This is a genomic window from Stenotrophomonas sp. SBJS02 (assembly GCF_020428325.2).
Classification (GTDB): domain Bacteria; phylum Pseudomonadota; class Gammaproteobacteria; order Xanthomonadales; family Xanthomonadaceae; genus Stenotrophomonas; species Stenotrophomonas africana.
Genome location: NZ_CP109812.1, coordinates 3,402,051 through 3,415,069, shown reverse-complemented (window position 1 = coordinate 3,415,069; position 13,019 = coordinate 3,402,051). Strand labels below are relative to the sequence as shown.

Annotated in this window: 10 protein-coding genes; 8 read left to right on the top strand and 2 right to left on the bottom strand. The window is 67.0% G+C overall.

All coding sequences use genetic code 11. The features are described 5' to 3' along the window. Positions 1–16 precede the first annotated feature (16 nt). The 6 genes from FQS62_RS15915 to FQS62_RS15890 all read left to right on the top strand — a co-directional run bounded on the left by FQS62_RS15915 (position 17) and on the right by FQS62_RS15890 (position 10,179). Positions 17–379 carry a VOC family protein gene (locus FQS62_RS15915; RefSeq protein ID WP_049447731.1) on the top strand — a complete coding sequence of 121 codons (363 nt, stop codon included), beginning with the start codon at positions 17–19 and terminating at the stop codon, positions 377–379. 32 nt (positions 380–411) lie between these two features. Beyond that, on the top strand, positions 412–1,182 hold the full coding sequence (truA, locus tag FQS62_RS15910; protein ID WP_049447697.1) for a tRNA pseudouridine(38-40) synthase TruA: 771 nt from the start codon (positions 412–414) through the stop codon (positions 1,180–1,182). After that, on the top strand, positions 1,179–1,835 hold the full coding sequence (locus tag FQS62_RS15905) for a phosphoribosylanthranilate isomerase (protein ID WP_049447696.1): 657 nt from the start codon (positions 1,179–1,181) through the stop codon (positions 1,833–1,835). The genes truA and FQS62_RS15905 overlap by 4 nt, the downstream gene beginning before the upstream one ends. Before the next feature lie 169 nt (positions 1,836–2,004). After that, positions 2,005–2,679, top strand: coding sequence for an OB-fold-containig protein (locus FQS62_RS15900; RefSeq protein ID WP_110713002.1), 675 nt, complete (start codon positions 2,005–2,007; stop codon positions 2,677–2,679). Further along, complete coding sequence (locus FQS62_RS15895; protein WP_049447694.1) at positions 2,679–4,697, top strand: hypothetical protein; 2,019 nt, start codon at positions 2,679–2,681, stop codon at positions 4,695–4,697. Before FQS62_RS15900 ends, FQS62_RS15895 begins: the two co-directional genes overlap by 1 nt. An 85-nt stretch (positions 4,698–4,782) precedes the next feature. After that, positions 4,783–10,179 carry a DNA repair ATPase gene (locus FQS62_RS15890; protein ID WP_208043858.1) on the top strand — a complete coding sequence of 1,799 codons (5,397 nt, stop codon included), beginning with the start codon at positions 4,783–4,785 and terminating at the stop codon, positions 10,177–10,179. 64 nt (positions 10,180–10,243) lie between these two features. Here the strand turns inward: FQS62_RS15890 and FQS62_RS15885 are convergent, their stop codons facing one another. Then, a complete protein-coding gene (locus FQS62_RS15885; RefSeq protein WP_226053573.1) occupies positions 10,244–10,438 on the bottom strand; it encodes a hypothetical protein in 195 nt (64 codons plus the stop codon). 21 nt (positions 10,439–10,459) lie between these two features. Here FQS62_RS15885 and FQS62_RS15880 point away from each other — a divergent pair, with 21 nt between their 5' ends. Together FQS62_RS15880 and FQS62_RS15875 are read left to right on the top strand one after the other, a co-directional pair. Beyond that, positions 10,460–10,882, top strand: a complete 423-nt coding sequence (locus FQS62_RS15880; protein ID WP_226053572.1) for a hypothetical protein — start codon at positions 10,460–10,462, stop codon at positions 10,880–10,882. Between the two features lie 40 nt (positions 10,883–10,922). Further along, entirely contained in the window at positions 10,923–12,032 is a 1,110-nt protein-coding gene (locus FQS62_RS15875) for a toxic anion resistance protein (RefSeq protein WP_208043859.1), read from the top strand. 71 nt (positions 12,033–12,103) lie between these two features. Here FQS62_RS15875 and FQS62_RS15870 read toward each other — a convergent pair whose 3' ends face one another. Next, on the bottom strand, positions 12,104–12,991 hold the full coding sequence (locus FQS62_RS15870; RefSeq protein WP_088479897.1) for a LysR family transcriptional regulator: 888 nt from the start codon (positions 12,989–12,991) through the stop codon (positions 12,104–12,106). Positions 12,992–13,019: the final 28 nt, after the last annotated feature.

Below are 13,019 nucleotides of genomic sequence, written 5' to 3'. Positions count from 1 at the left end.
TGACAAGGACCGTGCCATGAACCGCGAACGCCGCATCGATTACGTTGAGTTCGCGTCCAACGACCCCGCCGCCAGCCGTGCCTTCTTCGAGAAGGTGTTCGGCTGGTCGTTCGTCGACTATGGCAGCGACTACACCGCCTTCGACGATGGCCGCCTGCAGGGCGGCTTCTTCCGTGGCCAGCCGCAGCGGGCCAGCGACAGCGGTGCGCCGCTGCTGGTGCTGTATGCCGACGAGCTGGCACCGGTCGAGGCGGCGGTGCGTGACGCCGGCGGCGAGATCGTGCGCGCGGTGTTCTCCTTCCCCGGCGGCAGCCGCTTCCAGTTCGTCGAGCCCGGTGGCAACGAACTGGCGGTCTGGTCCGAACGCGATCCGGCCTGAGCGCCGCTCCATCCGCAACATCGAGGTAGCACATGCGTTATGCGCTTGGCGTCGAGTACGACGGCAGCGATTTCAGGGGCTGGCAGAACCTGGGCGAGGGTGGTCCCAGCGTGCAGGCCAGCCTCGAGCAGGCCCTGTCGTCGGTGGCCGATGTGCCGCTGCAGGTGGTCTGCGCCGGTCGCACCGATGCCGGTGTGCATGGCCAATGCCAGGTTGTCCATTTCGACACCGACGTGGTGCGCGATCCGCGTGCCTGGATGCTGGGCACCACCACCCGCCTGCCGCGCTCGATCGCGGTGCGCTGGTGCGTGCCGGTGGCCGATGATTTCCATGCCCGCTTCTCGGCGCGTGCGCGCCGTTACCGCTACCGTCTGCTCAACCGCGAAGTGCGGCCGGCGCTGGAGCGGCAGACCCTCAGCTGGGAGCGCCGGGCGCTGGACGAGACCCTGATGCATGCCGCCGGCCAGGCTCTGCTCGGCGAGAACGACTTCAGTGCCTTCCGTTCGGTACAGTGCCAGGCGTTGCACGCCCGGCGTGAACTGCAGTCACTGCAGGTCAGCCGCCAGGGCGAGGTGATCGAGGTTGCTGTGCAGGGCAATGCATTCCTTCATCACATGGTCCGCAATATCGTCGGATCGTTGATCCTGGTGGGCAGCGGCGAAAAGCCGGTGGAATGGATCGCCGAACTGCTGGCCGGGCGTGATCGCACCGTAGCTGGCCCCACCGCACCGCCGCAGGGCCTGGTGTTCCTTGGGCCCCTGTACCCCGACAACTGGCATCTGCCCGCCGAGGTCACGCTATGAGCCGCTCCTACTACCGTACACGCATCAAGTTCTGTGGCATGACCCGTGCCGGCGATGTCCGCCTGGCCGGTGAACTGGGCGTGGACGCGGTGGGTTTCATCTTTGCCCGCGAGAGCAGCCGCCGGGTTGCGCCGGCCGAGGCCCGCGCGATGCGCCAGGCGATCGCGCCGATGGTCGACGTGGTGGCGCTGTTCCGCAACAACAGCAAGGAAGAGGTGCGTGAGGTGCTGCGCACGGTGCGTCCGACCCTGCTGCAGTTCCATGGCGAGGAAGACGAGAGCTTCTGCCGCAGCTTCAACATGCCCTACCTGAAGGCGATTGCCATGGGCGGGCGTGAGGAGGTCAACGCCCGCACCCTGCAGCTCCGCTATCCCAGCGCCGCCGGCTTCCTGTTCGACAGCCACGCACCGGGTGGTGGTGGCGGTACCGGCGTAGCGTTTGACTGGGGCCGCATTCCGACCGGGTTGCACCGGCCGTTCCTGCTGGCCGGTGGCCTGAACCCGGAAAACGTCTATGACGCCGTCCTGGCCACGCTGCCGTGGGGCGTGGACGTCTCCAGTGGCATCGAGCTGGAGCCGGGCATCAAGGACGGGTACAAGATGCGCACCTTCGTCGAGGAAGTGCGCCGGGCGGACTGCGCGGTTCTCGAGTGATTCGCGTGGCTATTTGTCCTGATCAGCGCCCGGATTTGAGCCTGCACGCACTCTTCACATAGGATGGAGCCAAGCGCGCCTGCCATGAGGGCCGGCGCGGGGATCGACGGGGCGCGCTCTGCGCGTCCCGAACGGGCGAGCACCGCCCACAGCCCAGGAAGGCAAAGCGATGCAGGAATTCCTCACCGTCGTGTTCGGTTTCCCGACCCTGCCGTACAGCATCGTGCTGGCGGTGGCGGTGCTGTATTGGGCGCTGGCGGCGTTCGGCCTGGTCGATGACGGGTTCGGCGATGCCGGCGCCGATGGTGCGCTGCATGGCGATCACCACGACCTGCAGGGCCTGTCCGCGCTGCTGGCGCGCTGGGGCCTGGGCGGGGTGCCGCTCATGCTGGTGGTGACGCTGCTGGGCTTCTTCGCCTGGATCGTCACCTATTTCATCCATTTGTTCGTGCTCCTGCCGCTGCCTGACCTGCTGCGCTGGTCGATCGGCGCGGTCGTGGCCGTGCTGGCGCCGTTGCCAGCTGTACCGGTCACCGCGCTGCTGCTGCGGCCCATCCGCCGGTTCCTGCTGCGCCTGCGACCGGTGGCGCAGGCCTCGCTGCTGGGGCGGACCGGCGTGGTCGCCTCGCCCAGGGTGGACGCCCGCAGCGGTCACGCCACTTTCGACGACGGTGGTGCCGGGCTGGTGCTGCAGGTGCGCAGCGACATCGAACTGCAGCGTGGCGAGCGCATCGTGCTGGTCGAGCACATGGCCGAACAACACTATTACCGGGTGGTCCGCGCTGATGCGGTCGCCCTCGATTTCCAGGACAACCTGCTTCCGGGCAACAAGGAGAATCACTGATGACATTGGCAACCATGGCCCCCTTCCTGATCGGCGTGGTGGTCCTGCTGGTCGGTCTGCTCGGCCTGGCCGGCCTGTTCAAGGCCTTCTACCGCAAGGTCGACCAGGGTGTGGCCCTGATCGTCAACGACATGAGCTCCACGCCCAAGGTGCATTTCACCGGTGCGCTGATCATCCCGGTGCTGTACCGCGCCGAACTGATGCGGATCAGCCTGATCACCCTGCAGATCGACCGCCGCGGCAAGGAAGGCCTGATCTGCCGCGACAACATGCGTGCCGACATCGCCGTGGCCTTCTACCTGCGGGTCAATGAGACCCAGGCCGACGTGCTGCGCGTGGCCAAGGCCATCGGTGCCGACCGTGCGTCGGACAAGCATGCCGTCGATGAGCTGTTCAACGCCAAGTTCTCCGAAGCGCTGAAGACCGTCGGCAAGAAGTTCGACTTCACCGAACTGTTCGAGAAGCGCCAGGAATTCCGCGACGAGATCATCGCGGTGATCGGCAACGATCTCAACGGCTACGTGCTGGAAGACGTGGCGATCGACTACCTGGAACAGACTCCGAAGTCGTTGCTGGACCAGTTCAACATCCTCGACGCGCAGGGTATCCGCAAGATTACCGAGCTGACCGCCGCGCAGAACGTGGTGACCAACGAGCTGGAGCAGAACGAAAAGCTCGCCATCACCAAGAAGAACGTGGAAGCGCGTGAAGCGCTGCTGGCGCTGGAGCGCCAGCAGGCCGAAGCCGAAGCCCGCCAGAAGCGCGAGATCGAGACCATCCGCGCGCGCGAGGAGGCCGAGACCGCCAAGGTGCAGGAAGAACAGCGCCAGCTGTCCGAGAATGCCCGCATCGAAGCGCAGCAGCTGATCGAGATCCGCGACCAGAACCGCCTGCGCGAAGTGGAAGTGGCCGAGCAGAACCGCCAGCGTGCCGTGGCCATCGAGGCCGAGCGCGTCGAGCGCGCACGCCAGCTGGAGCAGGTCACCACCGACCGCGAAGTGCAGCTGCAGGGCGTGGAGCGCGACAAGGTGGTCGAGCAGGGCAAGATGGACGTGGCCAACATCACCCGCGAACGCATCTCCATCGACAAGACCGTGGCCCAGGAAGAAGAGCGCATCAAGGAAGTGCGTGAGGTCTCCGAAGCCGATCGCCAGAAGCAGGTGCTGATCCTGGAAGCCGAAGCCAAGGCGCAGGAATCGCTGGTGCGCGAAGTGAAGGAAGCGCAGGCACGCGAGACCGCCTCCAAGCATCGCGCGGTTGAACTGACCACGCTGGCCCAGGCCGAGCATGAAGCGGCTGGCAAGCAGGCCGAAGCCAAGCGCCTGCTGGCCGACGCCTACCGTGCCGAACAGGCGGCCCCAGGCCTGGCCGAAGCGCAGGTGCGTGAAGCCTCCGCGCTGGCCATCGAGAAGGTCGGCATCGCCGAAGCGCGCGTGATCGAAGCCAAGGCCGAAGCCAGCCTGAAGCAGGGCAGCAACGAAGCCCGCGTGCTGGCCGAGACGCTGCAGGCACAGGCACAGGGCGAGGAGAAGATGGGCCTGGCCCGTGCCACCGCCACCGAATCGCTGGGCAACGCCGAAGCCGGTGTGGTGCAGAAGAAGCTGCTGGCCGAGGCCGAAGGCCTGGTCCGCAAGTTCGAGGCCATCGCTTCGTTGAGCGACCAGGCACGCGGCCACGAAGAGTTCCGCATGATGCTGGACAACAGCCTGAAGCAGGCCTTGGCCTCGATCGAAGCCGGCAAGGAAGTCTCGCGCGAGAACGCCAATGTCATCGCCAGCGCGTTGCGCAATGCCGACATCGATCTGGTCGGCGGCGACGGCGGCATGTTCGAGAACCTGGTCAAGGCCGTCTCGCTGGGCAAGTCGATCGAAGGCTTCGCCGGCAAGAGCCCGATCGTGCAGGAGCTGATGCAGCGCTACCTGGGCGTGGCCGTGGCCGAACCGGCACCCCGCCAGATCACCGAGGATGCCGAAGCGGTGCCGACCGTGTCGGCCACCGTGGTCGACAGCGCCCGTTGATGCATCGGGCGGTGGCCGCCGTGGCCATCGCCCGCCCGCGCCGGCCGCAACCGCGGCCGTCCGCCCGTGAGCTGGAAACCTGCTGATGTCTGAAACCCATCCGTCCGCCGAATCCACCGCGCCGGAGGCCGGCGACAACACCGTTGACCAGGCCGTCGCCCAGGGCGGTGCCTATGAAGTCCTGCGCCGCCGCCTGGTCGAGCAGGGCCAACGCCTGCAGTCCCTGGCCGAAACCCTCAATCGTCAGCGCCTGGCCGAATTCGGCGACAGCCGGTTGGAAGTGGCCGGGCGCTTCCGCATCCGCAGCGAGAACAACTGCGTCGGTCGTGACATCGTGCAGGTGGGTCCTGATCGCCTGCTGTTCGGCTACAACGTGTTCATCGGGCTGAAGACCCAGACCCGCATCGAGGATGTGTTTGGCCTGTACCGGCTGGTACAGGGCAACGACGGCTACGATGTCGCCGCGCTGGAGCTGAAGGGCAGCTTCCTCGACCAGCCCGGCTTCGTGCACGACTTCAACGAGCTGTACGCCTACTACAAGCACGCACGCCTGCTGCAGTTGATCGTGGTGGGCGACAAGCTGCTGGCCTCGTTCCAGATTGGCGAGCGCAGCAGCGATGTGCGCGTGTTCCGCTGGGCACTGTCGCGCGATGGCGAACTGACCTATCTGGATGCGCGCGGCGAACGCGATATCGCGCTGCCGCCGCCGTTCGACTTCGAATGGACCAGGGCCACGCGCGACCTGGCGGTCAGTGGCCGCCATTCACACCTGAACATCCTCGACACCCTGTTCGTGGAGACCACCGGCGGTGATCTCACCATCAAGGTCGAGAACAACACCGAGACCGGGCAGGGCATCTACAGCGAACCGGTCGAGGACAGCACGCAGTCGCTGGACGACGCCCAGTTCGAATTCGCCCGGGTGGGTTCGCTGGTGCTGCTGAAGGTGCTGCCGTACCGCGAGACGGCGTGGCGCGGCCTGATCTACAACACGCTGACCGGCGGCATCGTGCGCAACGATGCGATCGTGCAGGCCTGCGTGCAGCTGCCCGAAGACCACGGTGTGATCTTCCCCGGCGGCTATTACCTGCAGGGTGGCGAGCACAAGGCGTTCGACGCCTCGATGGCCGGCATGCAGTTCAAGCGCAGCATCCGTTCGCCGAACGGCGAGGACGTGCTGTACATCTTCTATGAGCGCGAAGGTGGGCGCTCGGCACTGTTCGTCTACAACACCATCCAGCGCGTACTGCAGACCCCGGTCTTCGGCCACGGCTACGCCTTCCTGCAGGATGGGCGCATGGTGCTGTTCCACGCTGAAGGCAACGAACCGACCCGCATCCATCCGATGCAGGTCTGGCAGACGCCCTTCAGCAGCGATGAGTTCGCCGCCAGCCGACCGCCCGGCAACACCTTCATGGGCCGCATCGGCAATGCCGAACTGGTGCGCGGCATCTCCAACCTGTTCAACCTGGCACGCGAGATCGACGGCCAGGACGTGTCGGTGCAGCGCTACCAGCGCCTGGTGGCCGATACACGGCGCTTGTTCGATGCCCACCACTGGCTGGGTGATGCGGCCTGTGATGGCGCCGAGGCGCTGCTGCGGCAGATCAGCGCCACCGGCGAATCAGTGCTGGACGAGTACGAGAAAGTGCAGTCGATCCGGCAGCAGTCGGCACAGGCGATGGTCGAGGCCGAGACCGCGCACAAGGCGTTGCTGGGACGGCTGCAGCCGCAGAACTGGAACGAGGTGCAGGCGTTCGTCGAGGCCCTCAACGCAATCACCGCATTGCGTGGACGCCTGTTGACCATCCGTGAGCTGCGCTACATCGACACCGCGCGCATCGAAGTGATGGCGGCCGAGCTGGTGGAAGCGCAGGACCGCGTCGGCGCCGCCACTGGCGAGTTTCTTGCGGACGAAGCCGCGTTGGCGCCGCTGACCACGCGCCTGCAGGTGCTGGATGAAGCGGCGCAGCAGGCACAGAGCGCCCGCCAGCTGGACGAGCAGCTGGAAGGGTTGCGTGGCATGGCCGCCGACCTGGACATGCTGTCCGAGCTGATGGCCGGCCTGAAGGTGGACGATGCGACCGCCCGCACCCGCGTGGTCGAGTCGATCTCGGTGCTGTACGGACGTCTCAACCAGGCGCGCGCGCGCGCCGATCAGCGCCGCAGGTCGCTCGGTTCGGCCGAGGCCGTGGCCCAGTTCGCCGCACAGTTCGCGCTGTTCTCACAGTCGATCACCAGCGCGCTGGCGCTGGCGACCGACCCTGAACGCGCCGACGAGCAGTTGTCGCGCCTGCTGGTCCAGCTGGAGGAGCTGGAGAGCCAGTTCGGCGAGCACGAGCAGTTCCTCGGCGACATCCTGAGCAAGCGCGAGGAGCTGGTCGAAGCCTTCGAGACCCACAAGCAGGCGTTGCTGGATGACCGCCAGCGCAAGGCGCGCTCGGTGCTGGATGCGGCCAACCGCATCCTCGACGGCCTGGCCAGGCGCACCGAGCGCTTCGCAACCGCCGATGAGCTCAATGCGTTCTTTGCCGGCGATCCGTTGATCCTCAAGCTGCGCGAACTGGCCGAACGCCTGCGCGCGTTGCATGACAACGTCAAGGCCGACGATATCGAGGCGCGGCTGAAAGGCGTGCTTGACCAGGCGGTGCGCCAGCTGCGCGACCGCAGTGACCTGTACGAAGCCGGCGGCAACGTCGTGCGGCTGGGGCCGCGCCATCGCTTCAGCGTCAATACCCAGGCACTGGATCTGACCCTGTTGCCGCGTGGCGATACGCTGGCCATCCATCTGACCGGCACCGACTTCCTGGAGACCCTGCACGATCCGGAGCTGGATGCGCTGAAGCCGTTCTGGCCGGTCACGCTGGACTCTGAATCCCCCACGCTGTATCGCGGCGAGTACCTGGCCGGCAGCCTGCTGATGGCTGCGCAGGAGGGGCGCGACGGCCTCGATCTGGCCATGCTGCAGCAGGACGTCGCCAATCCCGAAGCGCTGGATCAGCGTGTGCGTGCGTTCGCCGCACCGCGTTATCGCGAAGGCTACGAGCGCGGCATCCATGACCATGATGCCGCGCTGATCCTGCGCGCGTTGCTGCCCCTGCAGCAGACCGCTGGCAGCCTGCGCCATGCACCACGGGTGCGCGCGCTGGCGCTGCTGTTCTGGGCGGCCGAGCAGCGGCGCGAGGCAGTGGCGCAGTGGCCGGCGCGGCAGGCCGGTGCCGAGGCGCTGGCACGATTGTTCGGGTCCGATGAGGGACGCCAGGCCCTGCGTACGGAGATGGCCGAGGCACTGTTGGCCTACGCGCAGTCCCATGCCTTGCCCTTCGACGCCGATGCCGCTGAGGCTGCAGCCGCCTACCTGGGCGAAGAGCTGGCGGCGGGCGATCCGGTGTTCAGCAGCAGCCGCCATGCGGTGGCACTGCTGGAGGCATTCGCGCAGCAGCTGGAGCAGGCAGGGCAGCGCGACACGGTCGAACGCGCCGTGCAGCGCAGCCAGGATCCGCTGGCAACGCGCTGGGCACTGGCCGGGCAATGGCTGCGTGCACTTGCGGGTACGCCCGCGTACGCCATGCATGCCGGATATGTTGATGAAGCGGCAGCGCTGCTGCTGGTGCAACGCCAGCTGCGCACCCGTGCCAGCGATGCAGCGTTGCGGGTAGAGGTCAACGGCCTGCTCGGTGAACACGCGCGCATCGGCAACGGCACGCTGGTGGTGTCGCTGGATGACTTCCTGGCACGCCTGCAGCAGCACCTGCGTCACTTCGTGCCGGCGTTCCATGCCTATCAGGCATTGCGCCAGGGCATCATCGGCCGCGAGCGCGAGACCCTGCGTCTGTCCGAGTTCAAGGCGCGGCCGCTGTCCTCGTTCGTACGCAACAAGCTGATCAACGATGTCTACCTGGGCGTGATCGGCGACAACCTGGCCAAGCAGATGGGCACGGTGGGCGAGAACAAGCGCAGCGACCTGATGGGCCTGCTGATGATGATTTCGCCACCAGGCTACGGCAAGACCACGCTGATGGAGTATGTGGCGCACCGGCTCGGTCTGGTTTTCATGAAGATCAACGGGCCGGCGCTGGGCCACGAAGTGCGCTCGCTGGATCCGGCGCAGGCGCCGGACGCGACCTCGCGGCAGGAGCTGGAAAAGCTCAATCTGGCGCTGGAAATGGGCAACAACACCATGCTGTATGTCGACGACATCCAGCACACCCATCCCGAGTTCCTGCAGAAGTTCATTTCGCTGTGCGATGGCACCCGTCGCATCGAAGGCGTGTGGCGCGGCCGCACCCGCACCTACGACATGCGCGGCAAGAAGTTCTGCGTGGTGATGGCCGGCAACCCGTATACCGAGTCCGGCGAGGTGTTCAAGATTCCGGACATGCTGGCCAACCGTGCCGACATCTACAACCTGGGCGACGTGCTCGGTGGCATGGAGGCTGCTTTCACGCTCAGCTACATCGAGAACAGCCTGACTTCCAACCCGGTGCTGGCGCCGCTGGCCACGCGTGACATGGCCGATCTGTACGTGCTGGTCGAGCGTGCGATGGGCAAGGAGGTCTCGACCAATGGCCTCAGCCATGCCTACAGCAGTGCCGAGATCAACGAGATCACCGCCACCCTGCAGCGCATGCTGCGCGTGCGCGACGTGGTCTACCGGGTCAACCAGCAGTACATCGCCAGCGCCGCGCAGGATGACCGCTACCGCACCGAACCGCCGTTCCGGCTGCAGGGCAGCTACCGCAACATGAACAAGCTGGCCGAGAAGATCTCACCGGTGATGAACGAGGACGAGCTGCAGCAGCTGATCTCCGACCACTACCTGGGCGAGGCACAGCTGCTGACCACCGGCGCCGAAGAGAACCTGTTGAAGCTGGCCGAACTGCGCGGCGTACTGGATGACACGCAGGCGCAGCGCTGGGCACAGATCAAGCGCGACTTCCTGCGCAACAAGGCCATGGGTGCCGACGACAGCGATGTCGGCGGGCGCGTGGTTGCACAGTTGGCAGACATCGCCAGCGCGTTGCAGTTGCCACCGCCGACGCCGGAGGCGGCGCCCGTTGCCGTCGCCGACCCTGCGCCATGGCCGGCGTTGCTTGAAGCCCTGCAGCGGCTCTCCGAAACACGCCCTGCGCCCGCCGCATCGGTGCCGGTCGCGGTGGCACCCAGTGTGCCGGCCACGGTCCTGGCCGAAGATCTGCAGGCCGGCCTGGCACCTCTGGTCGAACTGCTGGCGGCATCACAGGCGCAGCAGGCACAGGTATCGCAGACCCTGGCTGCGTTCGCCGGTTGGGCACGGCAGCAGGTCGAGCGCGGCGGGCCCAGTGCCGTGGTGGCGCAGCGTGCACGTGTACGCCGTGCCGCGACGCCGGAGGAGCGGGCTCTGGATGAGGCCCTGATGCGTCACTTCTACGGCGAGTCATTGCCGCCGGAAGACGCTGATGGCCCCCCGGCATCCACGCCGAAGCCGCCGCCGCTGCCGTGACCACGCAGGCGCCACTGCCGTCACCGATGTTGCCGGACACGGCCGATGTCGCCGTGCTGGCCAACTACGGTGCGCCGCTGCTGCAGGTGCTTGCCCAACGCGCCGCCAGGTTGCCGCCGGTTGCGGGCGAAGGCCTGGTGGCGCGCTGGCGCGCATCGCGCTGGCCCTGCAGGCGGCGAATCCTGCGCAGATCCGGCGACAGGAAGGCTGGTGGGGGCGCCTGCTTGGGCGCGATGTCGACCGCGAGGCGCAAGGGCATGCGCTGCAGTCGCAGCTGGGCGTGCTGGCGCTGCAGGCGCGCGAGCAGGCCCAGCACCTGCAGCAGCACCAGCAGCAGCGGGCCCTGGCCATCGTCGAGCGTGCAGAGGCGGCCACGGCACTGGACGCCTGGGTCGAGGTGGGTGCATCACGGCTGGCGCACTGTGATGCGTCCGGGCATGCCGCGCTGTCGGAGCGGCTGGATCACTTGCGCCGGCTGGCGGCCCTGCATCGCGTCGAGGCCGGTCAATGGCAGCTGCTGCAGGACCAGGACACGCTGCTGCTGCAACGTTTCGCACGCATCCATGATGTCCTGCTGCCCGCCTGGCGACAGGCCACCCTGGCCGACCAGAGCGCCGCAGGCGCTGCATTGGCGGGCAAGGCGGCCACGCTGCACGCCCAGATCGATGACGAGGTTGCGGCCGCTCAGGCTAGACTGCGCTGAATCGGCCGCAGCCGCTTACCCATTTCAAGGAGATCGCCCGATGGTCCAGGACAGTCAGAGCCCCGGCACGCTGGTACAGGCCAACACCGCCGTTTCCACGCTCGACGAGGGCACGCTGAAGGCACTTGGCCTGGTCCACGAGGACCTGCCGCGCATCGCCGAGATCCGCCGTGAGCTGGATGACCTGCGCCCGGGCAACCTGCAGGTGTTCGGTCGCGAAGCGGCCACGCGCACCGCAGCGTTCTCCAGCCAGTTGCTCGACCAGGTGCGCAATCGTGACCTGGATGCCAGTGGCGAGAAGCTGGGCGAAGTGGTGCGCATCGCGCGCAGCCTGAAGCTTGACGGTTTCGCGCAGCGTTCCAGGGTCCCTCTGATTGGTGGCCTGATTGATCGGTTGCGGGCATCCAAGGGCGAGCTGGTGCAGAAGTTCAGCGACACCAATGCGCAGATCGAGCAGCTGCTGGGAGACGTCGGGGCGCAGCAGGTGCTGATGGGCAAGCGTGTGGGCGAGTTCGACCGCATGCACGATATCGTCCGTGAAGAACGCCACGCTCTGGGGCTGTACGCCGCTGCGGGCAAGCAGCGTCTGGCCGAACTGCAGACCGAGCAGCTGGCCGGGCAGGGCAGTGAGGATCCGCGACAACGCATCCGCCAGAGTGAAGTCGACAACGCGATCCGGCTGATCGAAAAGCGCGTGTCCGACCTGCAGCTGATGCAGCACGCGGCCGATCAGTCGCTGCCGATGATCCGCCTGATCCAGGCCAACGCACTGCAGCTGATCGAAAAATTCAATACGGTGCGCGAGATCACCATCCCGTCGTGGAAGCGCCAGTTCGCCATCCAGCTTTCGCTGGGCGAGCAGAAGGCCGCGGTCGAGCTGTCCACCGCCATCGACGATGCCACCAACGAGCTGATGCGCCGCAATGCCGATCTGCTGCGCCAGGCCTCGGTGGATACCGCGCGCAGCAACCAGCGCGGCGTGATCGACGTCGCCACGCTGCGCCACGTGCACGACCAGTTGATCGCCACGGTCGAGGAAGTGCGCAGCATCCATCGCGAAGGAATGCAGCAGCGGCAGCAGGCCGAAGTCGAGCTGTCGCGCCTGCGCGAAGACCTGCAGCAGCGCCTGGCCACCCCGACCGCCAGCTGAAAAAAGGGGACGGAGGGGATTAAGTCGTTTGTGCCACTTGCGACTTGATCCCCTCCGTCCCTTTTTTGTTGTCAGCGCAGTTGCTGGCCCAGCCAGTCGGCCAGCGCATCCACGCGTGCATCTGCCGGTCCGTCCGGCCTCGCCAGCACCCAGAAACCGCCGGTGGCGGCAAACCCCCACGGCGCGACCAGGCGGCCTGCCGCCAGATCCTCGGCCACCAGCGGCTCTGGCGCGATTGCCGGGCCCAGCCCGGCCACCGCGGCTTCCAACAAGTAGTACAGGTGCTCAAAGGCGGTTCCCAGCTGCAGCTTCGACACGTCCAGGTCGTGCGCCTGTGCCCAGGCCGGCCACGCCTGCGGTCGCGAGCTGGTGTGCAGCAGCGTCTCCTGCAGCAGCGCCGAGGGCGGTACATGCCGCAGGCGCTGCGCCGCCGGATGCGATGGGGCCACCACCACGCCAACCCGTTCCGGTGCCAGCTCACGCACCTGCCAGCTCCGGGGCCACGGCGCCTGCGCCAACAGCAGTACTGCATCCAGTGCTGCCTGCGCTTCGGTGAAACTGCCATCCAGCGCCGACCACTGCAGGCGCACACCGGGCAGGGCGGCCTGCAGTGCGGGCAGGCGCGGGATCATCCAGCGCGCCAGTACGCTGCCGCTGCAACCCAGTACCAGTGCCGGGGCCGCCGCCGGCCGCCGCAGTTCGCGCACGCAGTCTTCGATGCCGCCGAAGGCCTCGCTGCACGCTGCCTGCAGGCGCGTGCCCGCAGCGGTCAGGCGCAGACCGCGACCGGCACGCTGGAACAGCGCCAGGCCGAGATGGTCTTCCAGCAGCTTCAGTTGCCGGCTGACCGCGCCGTGGGTGACGTGCAGGTCCTGTGCGGCCCGCCCAACGCCACCAAGGCGGGCAGTGGCCTCGAACGCGCGCAGTGCATTGAGCGGCGGAAGCAGGGAACGACTCATGTGAGATTTCCTGACGATATACGCCAGA